16 protein-coding genes and 1 pseudogene are annotated in these 19,159 nt (G+C 65.4%); 6 read left to right on the forward strand and 11 right to left on the reverse strand.

Annotated elements, in window-relative coordinates; all coding sequences use genetic code 11:
* Positions 1 to 314, reverse strand: a pseudogene (locus BVH03_RS26810) (leucine zipper domain-containing protein); the annotation flags it as partial.
* A 226-nt stretch (positions 315 to 540) separates the two neighbouring features.
* Here BVH03_RS26810 and BVH03_RS10390 point away from each other — a divergent pair.
* Positions 541 to 1,638, forward strand: coding sequence for a TRAP transporter substrate-binding protein (locus BVH03_RS10390; protein WP_075961085.1), 1,098 nt, complete (start codon positions 541 to 543; stop codon positions 1,636 to 1,638).
* 266 nt (positions 1,639 to 1,904) lie between these two features.
* Here BVH03_RS10390 and argB read toward each other — a convergent pair whose 3' ends face one another.
* The 4 genes from argB to coaBC all read right to left on the reverse strand — a co-directional run bounded on the left by argB (position 1,905) and on the right by coaBC (position 7,132).
* On the reverse strand, positions 1,905 to 2,810 hold the full coding sequence (gene argB, locus BVH03_RS10395) for an acetylglutamate kinase (RefSeq protein ID WP_075961086.1): 906 nt from the start codon (positions 2,808 to 2,810) through the stop codon (positions 1,905 to 1,907).
* Positions 2,811 to 2,833: 23 nt separating this feature from the next.
* Positions 2,834 to 4,225: a phosphomannomutase/phosphoglucomutase gene (gene algC, locus BVH03_RS26620; RefSeq protein WP_218189540.1), complete on the reverse strand. Its 1,392-nt coding sequence runs from the start codon at positions 4,223 to 4,225 to the stop codon at positions 2,834 to 2,836.
* A 1,211-nt stretch (positions 4,226 to 5,436) separates the two neighbouring features.
* The gene (gene dut / locus BVH03_RS10405; protein ID WP_075961088.1) at positions 5,437 to 5,892 is read right to left on the reverse strand and encodes a dUTP diphosphatase; all 456 of its coding nucleotides are present in this window, start codon (positions 5,890 to 5,892) and stop codon (positions 5,437 to 5,439) included.
* 31 nt (positions 5,893 to 5,923) lie between these two features.
* The gene (coaBC, locus tag BVH03_RS10410; RefSeq protein WP_075961089.1) at positions 5,924 to 7,132 is read right to left on the reverse strand and encodes a bifunctional phosphopantothenoylcysteine decarboxylase/phosphopantothenate--cysteine ligase CoaBC; all 1,209 of its coding nucleotides are present in this window, start codon (positions 7,130 to 7,132) and stop codon (positions 5,924 to 5,926) included.
* Positions 7,133 to 7,296: 164 nt separating this feature from the next.
* On the opposite strand from coaBC, the gene radC reads away from it, so the two are divergent.
* Positions 7,297 to 7,971 carry a DNA repair protein RadC gene (gene radC, locus BVH03_RS10415; protein WP_075961090.1) on the forward strand — a complete coding sequence of 225 codons (675 nt, stop codon included), beginning with the start codon at positions 7,297 to 7,299 and terminating at the stop codon, positions 7,969 to 7,971.
* A 17-nt stretch (positions 7,972 to 7,988) separates the two neighbouring features.
* On the opposite strand, the gene BVH03_RS10420 is transcribed toward radC, so the two are convergent.
* Positions 7,989 to 9,350, reverse strand: coding sequence for an esterase-like activity of phytase family protein (locus BVH03_RS10420; protein WP_075961091.1), 1,362 nt, complete (start codon positions 9,348 to 9,350; stop codon positions 7,989 to 7,991).
* Positions 9,351 to 9,475: 125 nt separating this feature from the next.
* Entirely contained in the window at positions 9,476 to 11,053 is a 1,578-nt protein-coding gene (locus BVH03_RS10425; RefSeq protein WP_075961092.1) for an ABC transporter substrate-binding protein, read from the reverse strand.
* 382 nt (positions 11,054 to 11,435) lie between these two features.
* On the opposite strand from BVH03_RS10425, the gene rpmB reads away from it, so the two are divergent.
* Entirely contained in the window at positions 11,436 to 11,672 is a 237-nt protein-coding gene (gene rpmB, locus BVH03_RS10430; RefSeq protein ID WP_013793374.1) for a 50S ribosomal protein L28, read from the forward strand.
* A 10-nt stretch (positions 11,673 to 11,682) separates the two neighbouring features.
* Positions 11,683 to 11,838, forward strand: coding sequence for a 50S ribosomal protein L33 (rpmG, locus tag BVH03_RS10435; RefSeq protein ID WP_013793373.1), 156 nt, complete (start codon positions 11,683 to 11,685; stop codon positions 11,836 to 11,838).
* A gap of 74 nt (positions 11,839 to 11,912) precedes the next feature.
* Here the strand turns inward: rpmG and BVH03_RS10440 are convergent, their stop codons facing one another.
* The 3 genes from BVH03_RS10440 to BVH03_RS10450 form a co-directional block, all read right to left on the reverse strand.
* Positions 11,913 to 14,291: a penicillin acylase family protein gene (locus tag BVH03_RS10440; protein WP_075961093.1), complete on the reverse strand. Its 2,379-nt coding sequence runs from the start codon at positions 14,289 to 14,291 to the stop codon at positions 11,913 to 11,915.
* 68 nt (positions 14,292 to 14,359) lie between these two features.
* A complete protein-coding gene (locus BVH03_RS10445; RefSeq protein ID WP_075961094.1) occupies positions 14,360 to 15,847 on the reverse strand; it encodes a methyl-accepting chemotaxis protein in 1,488 nt (495 codons plus the stop codon).
* An 89-nt stretch (positions 15,848 to 15,936) separates the two neighbouring features.
* Complete coding sequence (locus BVH03_RS10450; RefSeq protein ID WP_075961095.1) at positions 15,937 to 16,506, reverse strand: DUF6436 domain-containing protein; 570 nt, start codon at positions 16,504 to 16,506, stop codon at positions 15,937 to 15,939.
* Positions 16,507 to 16,628: 122 nt separating this feature from the next.
* Here BVH03_RS10450 and BVH03_RS10455 point away from each other — a divergent pair, with 122 nt between their 5' ends.
* Positions 16,629 to 17,561 (forward strand): alpha/beta hydrolase, encoded by a 933-nt coding sequence (locus BVH03_RS10455; RefSeq protein WP_075961163.1) that lies wholly within the window; start codon positions 16,629 to 16,631, stop codon positions 17,559 to 17,561.
* A gap of 3 nt (positions 17,562 to 17,564) precedes the next feature.
* Here the strand turns inward: BVH03_RS10455 and BVH03_RS10460 are convergent, their stop codons facing one another.
* Positions 17,565 to 18,296 carry a hypothetical protein gene (locus tag BVH03_RS10460; RefSeq protein WP_075961096.1) on the reverse strand — a complete coding sequence of 244 codons (732 nt, stop codon included), beginning with the start codon at positions 18,294 to 18,296 and terminating at the stop codon, positions 17,565 to 17,567.
* An 82-nt stretch (positions 18,297 to 18,378) separates the two neighbouring features.
* On the opposite strand from BVH03_RS10460, the gene BVH03_RS10465 reads away from it, so the two are divergent.
* The gene (locus BVH03_RS10465) at positions 18,379 to 19,002 is read left to right on the forward strand and encodes a 2OG-Fe(II) oxygenase (RefSeq protein ID WP_075961097.1); all 624 of its coding nucleotides are present in this window, start codon (positions 18,379 to 18,381) and stop codon (positions 19,000 to 19,002) included.
* The last annotated feature ends 157 nt before the right edge of the window (positions 19,003 to 19,159 follow it).

Raw genomic sequence — 19,159 nt, forward strand, 5'->3', positions numbered from 1 at the left:
AGGCGCGCAACGGTACTGACGGCCACGCCGAGTGCCAGCGCGATCTGTCGGTAGGTATGGCGAGATTGGCGTAGTTGAATCAACTGTGCGATGAGGTCGATTGCCGTCTCATGAGGGCATGAATGCGGACGTGACGAGCGATCCATCAGGCCGGCCTCGCCCTCCTCACGAAAGCGCTTGAGCCATTTGTAGGCGGTGCGGACACTGACTCCTGCGGCTTGTGCTGCATCTTCGACACGTAATCCATCGAGCATGCGCTGCACGAGAAGGGCTCGACCTCGAGGGGTAAGACGGGCATGTTTATGCAAGTTCATCCGGGGCTCCTGGAAGGCTGTGTTGGTCGCGCTTCCAGAATTCCGGGAACGCCCCGGATGAACAACCTACTGAGAGATCACAGCTAGACATGGGTTGAAACACTTGCCGATCCTGCCTGGTCGGCGCCCGGCACTAGGATGGCGCGCGGGGCGGTTGGCGGATCGCCACTGTGCATCAGGGCTGGAAAGGCCCACAGGTCATTATTACAACAACAAGGAGTTACCTATGAAACGTCGCCAAATACTGGCTGCTGCAGGTGTCGGCATCGCTGCAGGGGCACTGGTCGGGTGCAAGGAGGAGGCCGACGCTGCCGACGCGTCCAAGCCGGCAGCCGAGGCCAGGACCTTCAACTGGAAGATGGTCACCTCCTGGCCGAAGAACTTCCCTGGAGTAGGCGTTGGCGCCGAGCGTTTCGCCAAGCTCGTCGAGCAGATGAGCAATGGTCGCCTGACGATCAAGGTCTACGCCGCTGGTGAGCTGGTGCCGGCTCTCGAAGTGTTCGATGCGGTCTCGCGTGGCACCGCGGAAATGGGCCACGGCGCACCGTACTACTGGAAGGGCAAGGTGCCCGCCGCGCAGTTCTTCTGCGCCTTGCCGTTCGGCCCCAACGCTCAGGAAATGAACGCCTGGCTACACTACGGCGGCGGCATCCAGCTCTGGGAGGAAGTCTACAAACCCTTCGGTGTGCTGCCGATGGCCTGCGGAGCCACCGGCGTGCAGACCGCTGGCTGGTTCAACAAGGAAATCAACTCGGTCGACGACCTCAAGGGCCTGAAGATGCGCACCCCGGGCCTGGGCGGCGAAGTGCTGAGCAAGGTCGGCGGGACCGTGGTGAACATGCCCGCGGGTGAAATCTTCACCGCGCTGCAGACCGGCACCATCGACGCCACCGAGTGGATCGGCCCTTACAACGACCAGGCCCTGGGCCTGCACAAGGCGGCCAAGTATTACTACACGCCGGGCTGGCAGGAGCCGAACGTTACCTTCGAGCTGGACGTCAACCTCAAGGCCTGGGAAACCCTGCCGGCCGACCTGCAGGCCATCGTTCGCGCCGCCGCCCGCGACGTCAACGGCGACATGCTCGACGATTACAACGCCAAGAACATGGAGTCCATGGAGCAGTTGAAGAAGGACGGCGTCGACGTACGCCGCCTGCCGGACGACGTGCTCGCCAGGCTCAAGGAAGTCTCGGCCGAGGTGGTCGACGCCACCGCCGCCGCGGATCCTGCCGCGCAAAAGGTCTGGGAGCAGCAGAAGGCCTACCTGGCACGCCTGTACGAATATGCCGAGGCCAACGAGAAGGACATCTACGCGATTCGTTGACGGGCGAACTGAGTGCAACAGCAGCCATCAATGCAGTACCTGTGTGGGCCATGCCCGCGAAAAATCACGGGCATGGCCCGTTCCCACGGGACTATGCGGGCGTCGGTTTCGATGGGTGGAGGTGCCTGTTGGTGGTTTGAGGCGCTCGCGTTTTCAGGGCGCCGTAACCCACCATGGGCAATACGCCGCCCATCAACCCGATGCATTACGCGTACGAACAAAAACGCCGGCTACGAGGCCGGCGTTTTTCGTTTCACGAACCGCGATTAGGGACGCTTGCGGTTGCTGATCATGGTGCCATTACCGACATCGGTGAAGATCTCCAGCAGTACCGCATTCGGCACCCGGCCGTCGATGATGTGCGAACTGGTCACGCCACCCTGCACGGCTTCCAGGGCGCACTTGATCTTCGGCAGCATGCCGCCGTAGATGGTGCCATCAGCGATCAGCTCGTTGACCTGCTCGGTGCTCAGCCCGGTCAGCACTTCGCCCTGCTTGTCCATCAGGCCGGCGATGTTGGTCAGCAGCATCAGCTTTTCGGCTTTCAGCGCCTCGGCCACCTTGCCGGCCACCAGGTCGGCGTTGATGTTGTAGGACTCACCTCTGGGGCCTACGCCAATCGGTGCGATCACCGGAATGAAGTCGCCCTTGACCAGCATATTCAGCAGGTCGGTGTTCACTCCGGTGACTTCGCCAACGTGGCCGATGTCGATGATTTCCGGCTGGGTCATTTCCGGCGTCTGCCGGCTGACGGTGAGCTTGCGCGCACGGATCAGCTCGGCATCTTTACCGGTCAGGCCGATGGCGCTGCCGCCGTGGCGGTTGATCAGGTTGACGATGTCCTTGTTGACCTGGCCGCCGAGCACCATTTCCACCACGTCCATGGTCGCCGCGTCGGTGACGCGCATGCCATCGATGAAGTGGCTTTCGATGCTCAGACGCTTGAGCAGGTCGCCGATCTGCGGGCCGCCGCCGTGAACCACCACCGGGTTGATGCCCACCGCCTTCATCAGCACGATGTCGCGCGCGAAGCCTTCCTTCAGGTCATCACTTTCCATGGCGTTGCCGCCGTACTTGATCACCAGGGTCTTGCCAACGAAGCGACGGATGTACGGCAGTGCTTCGGATAGCACCTTGGCGACGTTGGTGGCAGCTTCACGCTCTAGGGTCATGCGGGGCTCCAGTGCTGGACGGGTCAGAACGGTAGTTGGACGTCAGGGGCGACGCGGTGCATCTGCGAGCGGAACAGTTCCTGGATCCGCTCCAGTTCGGTCTGGCTTTCCGCTTCGAAGCGCAGCACCAGTACCGGCGTGGTGTTGGATGCACGCACCAGGCCCCAGCCTTTGGGATAGTCGACGCGCACACCGTCGAGGTTGGTCACACTGCCTTCGCCCCACTGACCTTCACGCTGCAGGCGCTCGACGATCGGGAACTTGGTCTGCTCGGTGACCTGCACGTTGATTTCCGGGGTCGACACGTCGTTGGGGAATGCGGCGAACACCTGTTCGGCGGTGCGCTTGTCCTGGCTGAGGATCTCCAGCAGGCGCGCGGCGGCGTAGATGCCGTCGTCGAAACCGAACCAGCGTTCCTTGAAGAACACGTGGCCGCTCATCTCGCCAGCCAGCAGGGCGCCGGTTTCCTTCATCTTCTTCTTGATCAGCGAGTGGCCGGTCTTCCACATCACCGGGCGGCCGCCGTAGCCGCTGATCAGCGGGGTCAGGCGGCGGGTGCATTTGACGTCGAAGATGATGTCGGCGCCCGGGTTGCGCGACACCACGTCCTTGGCGAACAGCATCAGCAGGCGATCCGGGTAGACGATGGTGCCGGTGTTGGTGACCACGCCGACGCGGTCGCCATCGCCGTCGAAGGCCAGGCCGACGTCGGCGTTCTCTTCCCTGACCTTGGCGATCAGGTCGACCAGGTTCTCGGGCTTGCCCGGATCCGGGTGGTGGTTGGGGAAGTTTCCGTCAACCTCGCAGTACAGCGGGATCACCTTGCAGCCCAGCGCCTCGATCAGCTGCGGGGCGATCACCCCGGCGGCGCCGTTGCCGCAATCGACCACCACGCGCAACGGTTTGGCCATGGCGATGTCGCTGCGGATCTGCTCCAGGTAGCGTGGCAGCAGGTCGACGCGCTCGACGCTGCCTTCGCCGCTGCTCAGGTCGTTGGTGTCGATGCGGGTCTTCAGCGCCTGAATCTGTTCGTTGGCCAGGGTGTCGCCGGCGATGACGATCTTGAAGCCGTTGTAGTCCGGCGGGTTATGGCTGCCGGTGAGCATCACCGCGGTCTTGCCGGCCAGCACGTGGGCGGCGAAGTAGACCACCGGGGTCGGCACCATGCCGACATCGCTGACCTGGCAGCCGCTGTCGGCCACGCCCTGAATCAGCTGTTCCACCAGGCTCGGGCCGGACAGGCGACCGTCGCGGCCAACGGCGACGTTCGGCTCGCCTTCGGCCAGGCTTTGCGAGCCGATGGCGCGGCCGATCCAGTAGGCGGTTTCTGGGGTCAGGCCCGCGCCTACCACACCGCGGATGTCATAGGCTCGGAAGATGTCTGCTGGGAGTTTCGGGGCTTGCGGCGCGGTCATGATCGGTGTCTGCTCCAGTCCCAGGAGATCCTGGTCGTCGTCGAGAATGTCGATATCGAGAATATCGGTGTCTTGAAACAGCGGATTCACGAGATCCGCCGGCTTGCCTGCGACGCGACTACTGGGTGTTTCACTGGCGGCGATTTCCGGGCGGGTCGCCACGGATTCCTGGGCGCGACGGGGCAGTCGGCTCAGGCTCTGTGCCAGGTGGTGCAGTGCGGGCAGGCTCAAGCTGAAGGCTTTGACGGCTTTGCCCGCGGAGAGTTCTTTGACCAGCTCGGCCAATTGCGCGGTATCGCGATCCAGGCGCTGCTGCAGGCTGCGCTGGAGCAGATAAAGCCCGGCCAGCGCACCGATCAGCGCAACCAGCAGGGCGAGGCCCAGCAACAGGGGTGACAGGCCCGAGGCGCCGAGGCTCGAGGCCGGCGCGAAGTTCAGCGTCCAGTGTGGGTTGCCGGTGGCGAACGCCTGGGGCGTGCCCTCGGCCTGGCCGCGCTGGGCCAGCACCTGGGCGGCGCCGGCATCGAAGCGTTGCAACAGCTGGATCTGCCCGACGTCCGCCGGCATTGGCGGCAGGTTGCCGAGCAGCCGGTTGAGGTCGACGGCCAGCAGCAGCGTGCCGGCCATGGGCTGTTTGTCGTCCTGGCGTACCGGCGCGACGCTGTAGGCCAGCCAGCGCTCACCGACCTTGTAGGCTTCCACGGCCGGCGCCTGACCGGCTTCCAGGCGGCGCAGCAAGTCCAGCGCGGCGAAGTTCATCGGCGCGCTGCGCGAGCTGTCCGGAACCGCCTGGCCAGGCAGGTTGAGCTGGGCATCGACCACGCCATTCCAGTAGCGCAGGCCGTTCTCGGCGTTACGCACCTGGGCGTTGTCGCCACTTTGCAGGGCTTGCGAGAGCGCCGGGTTACGCGCTGCGGCGAGGGTGTCGGCGTTGAGTTGCTTGAGGGCCTGCTGCAGGCTGGCCGCCTGGCTGCTGCCCCAGGCCTGGCTGAGCTGTTGCTGCTGCAGTTGCTGCGCCGGGCTCACCGCAGCGAACCACAGAATGGCGCCGGCCAGGGCCACGCCAAGAGCGGCGGCGATCACGCCGGGCGCCAGGTCGGCCGAAGCCTTGCTCTGGCCGCGAGTGGCGGGTTGCGAGTCGCCGGGGCGTTCTTCCTTGGGCGCGCGTTTGAAGCCTTTCATCCGACGTCTCCTGGCGAGCTAGAAGGGGATCACTTGGTGCCCGAGTGGCCGAATCCACCGGTGCCGCGTTCGCTGTCATCGAATTCCTCGACCACCTCGAAGCGTGCCTGGATGACCGGTACCAGCACCAATTGGGCGATACGCTCGCCCACGGCCATCTTGAAGGTGCTGTTGCCGCGGTTCCAGCACGACACCATCAGCTCGCCCTGGTAGTCCGAGTCGATCAGGCCGACCAGGTTACCCAGCACGATGCCGTGTTTGTGGCCCAGGCCCGAACGCGGCAGGATCAGCGCGGCCAGGCCCGGATCGGCGACATGTATCGCCAGGCCAGTAGGAAGCAGCACGGTCTGGTTTGGTTCCAGGGTCAGGTCTTCCTTGAGCATGGCGCGCAGATCCAGGCCGGCCGAACCGGGCGTGGCGTAGGCGGGCATGGGGAATTCGCTGCCGAGGCGGGGGTCGAGGATCTTGGCTTGTAGGGCGTGCATGGGGCGATCAGGGTGTCCGTGCGAATGAATGTCAGTGTTTGGGTTGCTGCGCGGCGATGAAACTCACCAGTTGGCGGGCGATCTTGGCCTTGCTGGTCTGCGCGAAGCTGGTCTGGTGCAGCGCGCGATCGATGATGGTGATCGCGTTGTCTTCGCTGTTGAAACCGATGCTCGGGTTGGCCACGTCGTTGGCGACGATCAGGTCGAGGTTCTTGTCCTTGAGCTTGCGCGAGGCATACTCCAGCAGGTTCTCGGTCTCGGCGGCGAAGCCGACGCTGAACGGGCGATCATCTCGGTGCGCCAGGGTGGCGAGGATGTCCGGGTTGCGCACCATCTGCAACAGCAGGCCATCGCCGCTGTTGGGGTCTTTCTTCAATTTGTGCTGGGCGACAACTTCCGGCCGGTAGTCGGCGACCGCCGCAGCGGCGATGAGAATGTCGCAGGGCATCGCCGTCTCGCAGGCAGCGAGCATGTCGCGAGCGCTGACCACGTCGATGCGGTTGACCCGATCCGGCGTCGCCAGGTGCACCGGGCCGCTTACCAGGGTGACCTTGGCGCCGGCTTCCACGGCGGCCTCGGCGAGGGCGAAGCCCATCTTGCCGGAGCTGTGGTTGGTGATGTAACGCACCGGGTCGATGTTTTCCTGGGTCGGGCCGGCGGTGATCAGCACGTGCTTGCCGGTCAGCGCCAGGTGCTCGAAGCAGTCGGCGGCCAGGTGCGCGAGGTCGTCGGCCTCGAGCATGCGGCCGAGGCCGACGTCGCCACAGGCCTGGCTACCGGAGGCCGGGCCAAACATTTTCAGGCCGCGGCTGCGCAGCAGCTCGACGTTGGCCTGGGTGGCCGGGTCGCGCCACATCGCCTGGTTCATGGCCGGCGCCAGGGCGACCGGCGCATCGGTGGCCAGCACCAGGGTGGTCAGCAGGTCATCGGCCACGCCCTGGGCCAGGCGCGCCGTCAGGTCGGCGGTGGCCGGCGCGATCAGCACCAGGTCGGCCCAGCGTGCCAGTTCGATATGGCCCATGGCGGCTTCGGCCGCCGGGTCGAGCAGGTCCAGATGCACCGGGTGGCCGGACAGCGCCTGCAGGGTCAGCGGGGTGATGAATTCGCGACCACCCTGGGTCATGACCACGCGCACTTCGGCACCCTGATCCTTGAGGCGGCGGACCAGCTCGGCGCTCTTGTACGCCGCGATGCCACCACCCACGCCGAGGATGATGCGTTTGCGATACAGCCGCTGCATAACTCTGCCTTTGTCGTGTGTAGTTACAGACGCAGGTGCTCGAGACCTCCCCAGGCCCGGCACCCTGCGAAAAACCGGGCTACGATAGCACAGCGGCAGCAGGGGAGCAGCGGCGCGCCGGGCGAGCGATGGTCGGCGTCGCGTCGATGGACAGGGAGCGTTTGATGAGCATTCGTGAGTGGCCCGCGGCAGAGCGCCCGCGGGAAAAACTGCTGGCCCAGGGAGCGGCCAGCCTGACCGACGCCGAACTGCTGGCGATCTTTCTACGCACCGGTGTGGCGGGGCAGAGTGCGGTGGATCTGGCGCGCCACCTGCTCGCCGATTTCGGCAGCCTGCGCGCATTGCTGCAGGCCGATCTGCCGTCCTTCTGTGGGCACCTGGGCCTTGGTCCCGCCAAGTTCGCCCAATTGCAGGCCGTACTGGAAATGGGCCGTCGCCACCTGGCCGAGCAACTGCGTCGTGATTCGGCCCTGGAAAGCCCGCAGGCGGTGCGCGATTACCTCAAGGCGCAGCTGCGTCACCAGCCCCACGAAGTGTTCGGCTGCCTGTTTCTCGATGCCAAGCATCGGGTGCTGGCCTTCGAGGCGCTGTTTCACGGCTCCATCGACAGTGCCAGCGTGTACCCGCGGCAGGTGGTCAAGCGCGCCCTGGCCCACAATGCCGCGGCGCTGATCCTGACCCACAACCATCCCTCGGGCGTCGCCGAGCCGAGCCAGGCCGACAAGGTGCTGACCCAGCGCCTCAAGGACGCCTTGGCGCTGGTCGAGGTGCGCGTGCTCGACCATTTCATCGTCGGTGACGGCGAGCCGCTGTCGATGGCCGAGCACGGCTGGATGTAGCGGCGGCTGGCCAGGCTTCAGCGGACCTTGAGCAATTCGCCGACTTCCAGCAGCACCATTTCGTTGTCGTCTGCTTTGTTCGGTTCGCGGCTGCTGGAGAACGGCAGGTTGTTGTCGTTGCCGACCACGATATGCCGATCATCGACGATGTCGACGTTCTCGATGGTGAAGAATGGGAAGGTCAGCACGCCGTCGTTCAGCGGCTTGCGGGCGATGCCTTGCGGGTCCTGGATGGCGAGCAGGTCGATGTAGCCGACCTTGCGTACGGCCAGGCCGACGCTGCCGTCATCGAAGGCGACCTTGTAGACGCGCTTGAAGCGGGCGATATCCGAGAAACAGGTGGTGCCCTTCTCGCCAGGCGGGCAGGCCTTGTCCGCCGTGCCTTCGCCATTGTCGCGCTCGATGATCAGGCCGCTGGCCCCATCGATCATGTTGAAATCGCCGATGGCGTGGCCGGGCTGCTCCAGCGGGTAGAACCAGTGGCGGCCCGTCCAGGCTTCGCTGGCGACATCGAATTCGAGCACGCGCAATACGTTCTTGCCGTCGCGCTGCTCGGCACCCTTGCTGGTCGCGTCCCACAGCGGGCCTTCCAGTAGCGCGTAGAGTTTGCTGCCGTCCTTCGCGGCGGCCATGCCCTCCAGGCCCTTGGAGCGGCGCACCTGGAAGCTCATTGCCTCGGCTGGCCAGGCGGGGGGCGTCAGCGCTGGGTTGTCAGGCGAGCGCAGCGGTTTGCCGTCGGCCTCGACATCGAACACCGCTTGTACACGGCCTTTCACATCGGTCTTGATCAGGTAGGGACCGAACTCGTCACCGATCCAGATGGAGTCGCCGATCAGCTGGACGCTTTCCGGGTCGAAGTCCGCGCCGCTCAGGTAGCGCGCTGGCGTGCCCTCGTGAACGATGCGAAACGGTACCTTCTTGTCCGGGTCGCTGAGAAACACCGTGTTCAGTCGTTTGAATTCGCCGCTCTTGAAGTCGATGGCGTAATGGTTGAGGTAGAGCATGGCGTCGGCGGAGTTGGCCTTGGTGCCGAAGCCGTTGTCGGTGAGTACCCAGAAGCTGCCGTCCGGCATGTACTTGATGCCGGAGTGACCCTGTAGCGGTTGGCCTTCGAAGGGCAGCGAGAGACCGGTGGGGCGATTGGCCGACAGGCCTTCGAGGCTGCCGACCTGTTCGTTGCGTTGGCCGTTGGAGAATTTGCCGCTGAGGGTGAAGTCCGCCGGCGCATCCGCGGGCGGCTGCATGAAGCTGGCGGCCGGCAACACGGCATGGCCAGCCAGTGTGGCCGGGTAGGCGGTGACCGTGCCCTGGGCCGCAGCGAACGAGGCCCAGCAGACCGTGCTGGCCAGTAGTGCGTGAAGATGAGTGAGTCGACGCATGCCTGATGATTCCCTGCGCTGAAAAGCCAACAGCGTGCGGCAGGCGTATGTCATGCCGGTGACAGAGCCCGGCATGGTTGCCGGCAGCCGGGCTGCCACCCATCCTGGATGGCAGCCCGTCTGGGTCACGGTACGCTGACCTTGGAGAAATCCTGACGGCCGAACGGGCTGACGCTGTAGCCCTCGACGCCCTTGCGGGTCAGGGCGTAGGCGGTCGGGTGGGCCAGGGGCAGCCACAGCGCCTGCTGCTGGATGATCGCCTGAGCATCCTTGTACAGCGCGCTGCGTTTGGCCTGGTCGCTGAGCGCCTTGCCGTCGGCGATCAGCTTGTCGAGCTTGGCGTCGCAGAAACGCGCGAAGTTCAGGCCGGACTCCACCGAGGCGCAGGAGAATTGCGGGGTCAGGAAGTTGTCCGGGTCACCGTTGTCACCGGCCCAGCCCATGAACAGCAGGTCATGCTCGCCGGCCTTGGCGCGGCGGATCAGCTCACCCCATTCGATCACGCGGATCTGCGCCTTGATGCCGACTTCGGCCAGGTCGGCCTGCAGCAATTGTGCGCCCAGGCTGGGGTTGGGGTTGAGCAGGCTGCCCGAGGGGCGCGTCCAGATGGTGGTGCTGAAACCATCGGCCAGCCCGGCTTCTTTGAGCAGGTCACGGGCTTTCTGTGGGTCATGGGCGTAACCCGGCAGGTCGCTGGCGTAGCTCCAGGTGTTCGGCGGATAGGGGCCGTTGGCGGGTTCGGCGCTGTTCTCGAACACCGCCTTGAGGTAGCTGCTCTTGTCGAACGCCAGGTTGATGGCCTGGCGCACGGCGGGCTTGTCCAGCGGCGGGTGCTGGCTGTTGATCGCCACGAAGGCGGTCATGAAGGCGGCGGTCTTCACGGTGTTCAGGTCGGCATCCTTGCTCGCTGCTTCGACGTCGACCGGTTTCGGCGACAGGGCGATCTGGCACTCGCCCCGGCGCAGGCGCTGCAGGCGCACGTTGGCGTCCGGGGTGATGGCGTACACCAGGTTGTCGACCTCTGGCTTGCCGGCGAAGTAATCGGCGTTGGCGGTATAGCGCACCGCCGCATCCTTCTGGAAACGCCGGAACACGAAGGGGCCGGTGCCGATCGGCTGGCTGTTGAGCTTTTCCGGTGTGCCGGCCTTGAGCAGCTGGTCGGCGTATTCAGCGGAATAGATGGAGGCGAAACCCATGCTCAAGGTGGCGAGAAAGGTCGCATCCGGCTGGTTCAGGGTGATGCGCACGGTATGGGCATCGACCTTCTCCACCGCCTTGATCAGCTCGGGCCACTGCATGGACTGGGCATGGGGATAGCCGCTGGCGGCCGTCTTGTGCCACGGGTGGTTGGGGTCGAGCATGCGCTGAAAGCTGAACAGCACATCGTCGGCTTCCAGCGTCGGGCGGCTGGGCTTGAAGTAGTCGGTACGGTGCAGCAGTACGTCCGGGCGCAGGGTGAAGGTGTAGCTCAGGCCGTCGTCGGAAATCTTCCAGCTGCTGGCCAGGCTCGGCTGCAGCTTGCCGCTGGCGGCGTCGAACTCGACCAGGCGATTCATCAGCACGTCGGCCGCGGCGTTGGTGGTGGTCAGGGAGTTGTACTGCACTTCATCGAAGCCATCGGGGCTGGCTTCGGTACAGACGCTCAGGGTCGCGGCCTGGGCGAACAGCGGGGCGACGAGCAGCGGCAACAGGGCAAGGCGCATGGTGATCTCCTGAACGTAACGGCACGCATCCGGCGGGCCGGTCATGAAATACTGAGGGGGAGAGAGGGTCGCGTTAACGCGTGGACAGACCCTAAACGATAAGATGCAGGCTAACAATGCAATACGGCGACGAGCGGTCGTTCGCGCCCTTGCCCGCCGCCTGGGGCTTAAGCCCCGAATGGCCTGGATTTTAAAGTGTGCTCGCGCTTGTTGCTGCGGGGGCTTTCTGGTATAAAGCAGCGCTCTTTTCTAGGGGCCCGGTTGCTTGATCGCGATCTATCACCGGTAAGACCCTGAAGAAACGCGGCGCCCAGCGCCGAAAAACAGAGATTAAGCGGCCAACCCATGCCGGGTTGGGCATGTGGTTTTAGAGGGCTGAGGTATGTCGAGAGTCTGTCAAGTTACCGGTAAGGGTCCGGTAACCGGGAATAACATTTCCCACGCAAACAACAAAACCCGTCGTCGTTTCCTGCCGAACCTGCAGCATCACCGCTTCTGGGTCGAGTCTGAAAACCGCTTCGTACGTCTGCGCCTGTCCACCAAAGGCATGCGCATCATCGACAAGCGTGGTATTGACGTAGTGCTGGCCGAGCTTCGTGCTCGCGGCGAAAAGGTTTAAGGAGACTGTCATGCGTGAACTGATCCGTTTGGTGTCCAGCGCCGGTACCGGCCACTTCTACACCACCGACAAGAACAAGCGCACCACCCCGGACAAGATCGAGATCAAGAAATACGATCCGGTCGTCCGCAAGCACGTTGCGTACAAGGAAGCCAAGATCAAGTAATTGATCGGCTGACTCGAAAAGCCCGCCCCATGGCGGGCTTTTTCATGCCTGCGATTTGGCGTGCCGCCGGTTGATCAGGGCGCCGGCTGCAAGGTCAGGGTACTGCGCGTGTGGGCGGTTACGTCGTCGGCACTCAGGTGCTGCGGCACGTACTCGCCGTTTATGAAGCGCTGGGCCTGGTCGCTGTAATGGCGGTCGAACGGCACGCCGCTCTGGCCCAGCGGGTTGATACCCAGGCTGTGGTCGGCATCGGCCAGATCGACCAGCCGCCGCGTCGAAGGCCCGTAGCCCACCGGCCAGGGAGCCGCGCCAATGCGGTGCGACAGGTTGTTGGGCATCTCGTGGCCACCGGGCGCTGGCTGCGGGCCAACGTTGAGCAGCGCATCCAGCGGCCACTGCACTCCCAAGGGGTGCTGGTGGGTGAGGGTATGGGCCTGGCCCCAGCGCCATCGAGCCGGGTCGTCGCCCAGGGTGGCACGCAGGTGCTGCACGGTGGCGCGCCAGGCTTCGGCCACCGCCTCGGCGCGGCTGCGCGGCTGGCCATCGGCGCGTGCCCACCAAGGTGAATCGGCGTCAGCGGTCAGGCGCGGCAGTGCGCTGTCGATCATTCGCGTCGACAGCAGTTGCTCGAAGGCCTGCGCGCCCAGGCGTGGCGCCAGTGCCGTGCGGCCCAGTTCATAGGTGAGCTGGTTGAAGAGCGTCGCCGGCAGCGATTGCAGCGGGTGATCACCTTGCCAGGCGGCCAGGGCCTCGACCAGTTCACGCCCCTGCTGATCCGCAGCGGCGGCGCGCAGCTCGCCGAGGATCGGTGCCAGCAACCGCGGCCCGTAGGCCGTGGCGGTATCCAGTTGCAGAGCCTGGCTGTTGTGCAGATCCCAGCGCACATGCGGGTCGGCCAGTCGCTGATTCAGGCGTTGGCCGCGTTCCGGCGGGTTGTAGTAGCCCGGAATCTCGATGCCGCTGGCCGGCAGCGGCTGGAAGTTGGCCGAGACGATGTAGCCGCGCGGTGGATTCTCTTCCTGCGGGTTGGCACTGAAGGGATGAAAACCCGGTTTGTCGGCGGCGCTCGTGCTGCCATCGAGGATGAACGCCGGGTTCACCCCGGTGGGCCGCACCGGCAGCTTGGCCGCGGCCCACCAGGCGATGTCGCCGCTGGCGTTGGCCCACACCAGGTTGAGGCCCGGCGCATGGATGCGCTCGGCGGCGGCGCGGCCCTTTGCCAGGGTGTCGGCACGGTTCAGGCGGTAGAAGGCGTCGAGCAGCGGGTTTTCGGTTTCCAGAAAGGTCCACCACATGGCGATCGGCGTACTGCCGGCGCCGTCGCCCAGGGCATCGTTGATGATCGGGCCGTGGGGGGAGCGGCGCAGTTGCAGGGTCACCGGCTCGCCGTCCTTGACCCGGATGACTTCCTCGCGCTGCTGCAGCTCGACCCAGCGGTCCTGGTACCAGACCTGGGCAGGGTTGTCCGGGTTGAGGCGTTCGGCGACCAGGTCCATGTCGTCGTTCTGGAACATGGTCAGGGTCCAGGCGAAATCCCGGTTGTGGCCGAGAAAGGCCACCGGGGTCGCGGGCTGGTGATGGCCGTAGAGTTCGAAGCCCGGGTACTTGAGGTGCGCCTCGTACCACACCGACGGTGCCGAGAAGCGGATGTGCGGATCGCCAGCCAGCAGCGGCTTGCCGCTGGCGGTGCGGGCGCCGGCCACTGCCCAGGCGTTGCTGCCCTCGAACTGCGGCAGGCCGCTGTCGGCCAAAGCCCGTTCGCTCAGGGCGGCGATCCGGTCGAGCATCCGCCAGTCGTCTTTGCCCAGTGCTGTGTCGAGCACGCCCTCGGGGTGCCAGTCGATATCGAAGATCGCCAGGTAGTCGCTGCCCAGTTCATCACGAATGCGCGTCAGCAGGGGTTCGCTGCGCAGCGCCGCGGCGAAGCTGTAGGCCAGGTAGCCGGCGATGGACAGGGTGTCGGCTGCGGTGAACGGGCGCTTCTCGATGCCCAGCAGGTCGAACTCCAGCGGCGCCGGGCGACTGTTCTGGTACTGGTTGATACCGTCGAGGTAAGCGGCCAGCGCCTTGCCGTGGGGGCTGTCGGGGTCCAGCTCGCGGGCTTGCTGGTCGGCGCGTTGGCGAATCTGCAGGGTGCGGAACAGGCGGTCGGTGGGCAGCAGTTTGGCACCGAGCACTTCGGCCAGTTCACCGCGCGCCAGGCGGCGCAGCATCTCCATCTGGAACAGGCGATCCTGGGCCTGCACGAATCCCAGGGCGCGGTACAGGTCGGCTTCGCTCTGCGCTTCGATGTGGGGTACGCCACGCTCGTCATAGAGCACCTGCACCGGCGCGCCAAGGTGCTGCAGCGCCAGCTCGCCGCTACGCAGCGGCTGCTTGTCGTGCAGGTACCAGGCGCCACCGCCCGCGACCGTGAGCAGGACGGCCGCCAGGGTGATCAGGGTGCGTTTCATGCTGCCGTCCTTGTCTCACACGGGCCGCCATGCTGCGGGCAATCAGCACGGACTGCAAGGCGGCCTGCTCAGGGCGTGACGCGGCTCTGACTGATCCGGAACTGCCCGCACAGCCCGTTGAGGTGCTCGGCCAGGGACGCCAGGCGCTGACTGTCGCCGGCCACCTCGCCGGCATCGCGAGCGGTGTCACCGGCCACCTGGCGCACCTGCTCGATCAGCCTGGCCACTTCGGTGGTAGCCGCCAGTTGCTCGCGGGTGGACACGCCGATGGTCTGAATCGCTTCGATGGAGCGGTGCACGTTGTCCAGCAGCGTCACCGTGCGCTCGGTGTGGCCTACGCAGCGGGCAACGCCGGCATGGCTTTCGGCCATGGCGCTGACCGCGTTGGCCGAACCCTGCTGCAGGCGACTGATCATGCCCTGGATTTCACCAGTGGCCTGTTGAGTTCGCTGCGCGAGCTGGCGTACCTCATCGGCCACCACGGCGAAGCCGCGGCCCTGCTCGCCTGCCCGCGCTGCCTCGATGGCCGCATTGAGGGCGAGCAAGTTGGTCTGCTCGGCCACCGAACGAATCACCTCCAGCACGCGGTCGATGGCCTGGGCCTCGGCGGCCAGTTGTTGCACCACGCCGCTGCTGCTGTCCATCTGCCGGGCCAGGGTGTGGATTTCGCTCTGGGTATCGCTGATCGCCGCGGCACCCGCAGTGGCATCGGCATCGGCCTGGCGAGCGGTGTGCGCCGCCTGCTCGGCGCTGTTGGAGACGTCGCCGACGGCAAGACTCAGTTGCTCGATGGCGCCGCCCATCTGCGCCGTGGCATCGAGCAGCGCATCGGCGCAGTGATTCAGTTCCTGGGTCGAGTGGGTGAGGCGCTGGCTGGTGTCGCGCAACTCGTCGCCGGCGCCGACGACTCGGCTCACCAGGTTGTCGAGCAGTGCCAGAAAACGGTTGAAACGCTGCGCCAGGCCGTCACTGGACGGGCTGCGGTAGGCCAGGTCCACCGGATGGCCATCGCGCAACAGGTGCGCCGAGGTACGTTGCAGGTCTTCCCCGGCTGCAGCCTCGCGGGCGGCGTGGCGCGCGAGCACCAGCAGGATGGCGGTTTCGACGATCACGTAACCGGCATGAATGAACACCATGTGCCAGCCGGAACCCGGCTGTAGCAGGTAAATGCCGTTGTCGCCCTGCTGCAGCACGAAAAAACCCAGGTGATGCACGGCGATGGTGCCGGCCGCCAGGAGAATGGGCAGCCAGTCACGGTAATAGACCAGGAAGGCCAGCAGCACGAACACGCTGAAGTGCGTCTCTACCATGCCGTGGCTCTGCTGGATATGCAGCGCCGCCAGCACCATGAAGGCCACGGCGATCAGGCAGCGGTACAGGCGCGTGCCGCCGACCATCGCATAGAGCGTGCTGAGCGCAACGGCGGTACCACCGCCAATGATCAGGGCCGCAGCCCAGGTCGCGTGCCAGAAGGCCAGGCCCAGCGCGTACAGCACCATCAGCCAGACGACGCACAGCATCAGGCGATCGGCCTGGCGATAGAAATGATCGTGCATGGGTGTCCCTTCCTGTCGAGGCGGCGCTCAGAAATGGTAGCAGTACGAAAAGAAAAGCAGATTCGGCTCTTTTTGCTGGCCGATTGCCGCTATTTAACCCAATCGCAGAAACAGCCGCTAGCGAGGTTTTTGTCCGCCAGCACCTTTCGCCCGTCGAGCAACGCATCGAGCAGCGGTTCGATGAAGCTGTTGCCGGAGGTGCAGGTGAAGCCGCTGCTGTAGGGGCCGACATAGGCCAGCTCGCCACGCTGGTCCCAGATCGCCACCGCCGGGCTGGCGGGTAATAGTTCGCTGCCAGCGAGCTCGGGCAGGGGCTGCAACGCGCTCAGAGGCTGCGGCAGCTGCCCTTCGCTGCCGGGCTTCTGCAGTGCATAGAACTGCACGCCGCGCCCGGCGTAGCGCTCGATGAGTTCGCCCAGGTGCTGCTGGTTGCCGACGTTGCAGGGGCAGGCGGGGTCCCAGAAGTGCACCAGGCGAATCTCGCCCGGCCCTGCCAGCCGCTCCGGCAAGCGCAACTGGCTGCCGGAAAACAGGGCGGTACGCTCATCGAACGGGCGCAGGTAGCGCGCCTCGAACCACCAGAAGGCAGCGACCATGGCGGCCAGCCAGATGACGGCGACCAGGCAGGCGAGCAGGGTGGTGCGACGGGAGCGGGCCATGCCGACAGTTTCCGTTGAGCGGTCTGGTAGCTTGCCATGGCGCGCATGGCAGCAGAAGATCGTCACTGTACCGGGCGGACGCCCGGATGATGCTGCCGTGAATCAACGAGTCGATGGTGCCGATGCCCGATATCTTCCAACCCGAACCGCTGGTCGCCGGCCTGCGCCCGCTGGCCAGTGCTGCGTCGTTGTCGGCTGCGGAACTGGCCTATCGGCAGTTCTACGGCTTCGTGCCGCGCGAGGCGGTCGAGAGCCGGCTCGGCTGGTTCGAGGTGGACGATTACCGTATCGCCGGCCAGCTCTGGAAACCCCTGGCGCCCCGCGCGACGCTGCTGCTGCTGCACGGCTATTACGACCACAGTGGCCTGTACCGGCATGTGATCGAGTGGGCGCTGGAAGCCGGTTTCGCGGTGCTTGCCGTGGACTTGCCGGGGCATGGCCTGTCCAGTGGCGCGCGTGCCAGCATCAATGATTTCGCCGAGTACCAGGCCGTGCTGCGCGCCGCCCTGCAGCAGGCCGATGCGCTGGGCCTGCCGGCGCCCTGGCACCTGTGTGGGCAGAGCACCGGTGGGGCGATCCTGATCGATTATCTGCTCAACGATAAGCCGCTCGGCGCCGTCGGTGAGACCATCCTGCTGGCGCCTCTGGTTCGGCCACGGCGCTGGAACTGGTCGCAGCTCAGCTACCGCCTGCTGCGCCGCTTCGTGCAGGAAATCCCGCGGCGGTTCAGCGAGAACTCCAGCGATGCGGAGTTTCTCGATTTCCTGCGTAACCGCGACCCGCTGCAACCCAAGGTGGTACCGACCGTCTGGGTCGGCGCGTTGAGCCAGTGGGTGCCGCGCATCGAGCAGGCGCCGCGCAGCAAGCGCAGCCCGCTGATCATCCAGGGCGAAGCAGACATGACGGTGGACTGGCGCCACAACCTGACGGTGCTCGAAAACAAGTTCAGCACGCCGCGGATATTCCGGCTCCCCGAAGCGCGCCATCACCTCGCCAACGAGGCGGCTCCGCTACGCCAGCGCTATTTCGATTATCTCGGCGAGCAATTGAGCTGAAATTTACTGGCCGACCGCCAGGCCGGCGCGAATCGCGGTCAGGGCCGCCTTGTAGTAGGCCGCGCCTTCGCTGGACTGGGCGAAGGTCACGAACTCTTCCAGCTCCGGATCGGACAGGCCGCGATAGACGTGCAGCAGGGTGTTGTCCAGGTCCTTGTCGATCTGGCTCACCAGGCGCTGGCGTTGGCCATCGAGCAGCCCCTGGGCGGTACCGCCGCCGAGCAGGCCGGGAATCATCTGGCTGAGGCTGTCGGCTGCCACACCAGCCAGTGCCAGGCTGATCTCCGCGCCCGCTTCGCTCGCCGGCAGAGCCTGGGCCAGGTGGCGGATCAGCAAGCGGCGGGTGGCGTCGGTTTCGCTGACCGGCAGGCCGTCGGCGTATTTGGCCAACTGATCGGGCCGGGTGGCGAGCAATTCGGCGCTGACGATCTTGCGGCCCAGGGGCGATTCGAAAAAGCGCAAGGCGGGCGCCGGGTCGGGGAGGTTGGCGCGCAGGCTGCTTTCGGCGCGTTCGTCCATGGCGCGGGCGGCGAAGCGCCGATTGCTGTTGTCGACCAGCGCCTGATAGACCGCCGGCGGCAGGCTCTTGCTGTAGCGCGCCTGGGCGGCGCTCAGAGCATCGCTGAAATGCGCACGCTGCTGCGGCCAGCCGGCTTTTTCATACAGCTCGGCATGGGTGTCGGCCATGGCGGGAAGGCTCAGGAGCAACAGCAAGAAACAACACAACGCGCGCATACGAACTCCTGTCTGGGGCGGCTATTTTCGGCAGCCAGGTGGAGCTTGTCGAGGTGTACTCGACACAGGGTAGAATCCTGCCATGACGACAGACATTTCCGATTCGCTGCTGAGCCGCATCATCGATGACCTTGCCGAATTCGGATGGTCGTTGCAAACCCAATTCGCCCCCGCTTCTCTGACCCGCGAACTGGCCGATGAGTGCCGCCAGCGCATCGCCCAGGGCACCCTGGCGCCGGCCGGTACCGGCCGTGGCCACGCGGTGGCGGTGCACGAAGGCACCCGCAGCGACCACATCCAGTGGCTCGAAGCCGGGCAGTCGTCGGCCTGCGATGGCTACCTGCAGTTGCTCGACGAGCTGCGCGTGGCGATCAACCAGAGCCTCTACCTGGGGCTGGTGGACTACGAAAGCCACTTCGCGTTCTACCCACCGGGCGGCTTCTACCTCAAGCACCTGGATCGTTTTCGCGACGATGACCGCCGCGCGGTGTCGGCCGTGCTCTACCTCAACGACGACTGGCAGCCCGAGGAGGGCGGCATGCTGCGTCTGTACCTGGCGGACGGCCAGGTGCGCGACGTGCTGCCCGAAGCCGGCACGCTGGTGGTGTTTCTCTCGGCGGACGTACCCCACGAGGTGCTGCCGGCCACCCGCGATCGGCTGTCGCTGACTGGCTGGTTTCGCCGTCGTGGCGATGGCGTGCTCTGAGCGGCTTGCCGTGTGGCGCGAATGAAAAAGGGAGGCCGAACAGAGCGTGTGAAAAGTCGCTGATGCAGGTAGTGATCCCATCAGACGCCCCGACATTGTTCGGGGCGTTTGCTTTTGTACGATTCGAAAGGTCGCGACCAACCTTTCAGGTGAGCAG

Origin of the sequence: Pseudomonas sp. PA15(2017) (assembly GCF_001945395.1) — a bacterium.
GTDB lineage: Bacteria > Pseudomonadota > Gammaproteobacteria > Pseudomonadales > Pseudomonadaceae > Aquipseudomonas.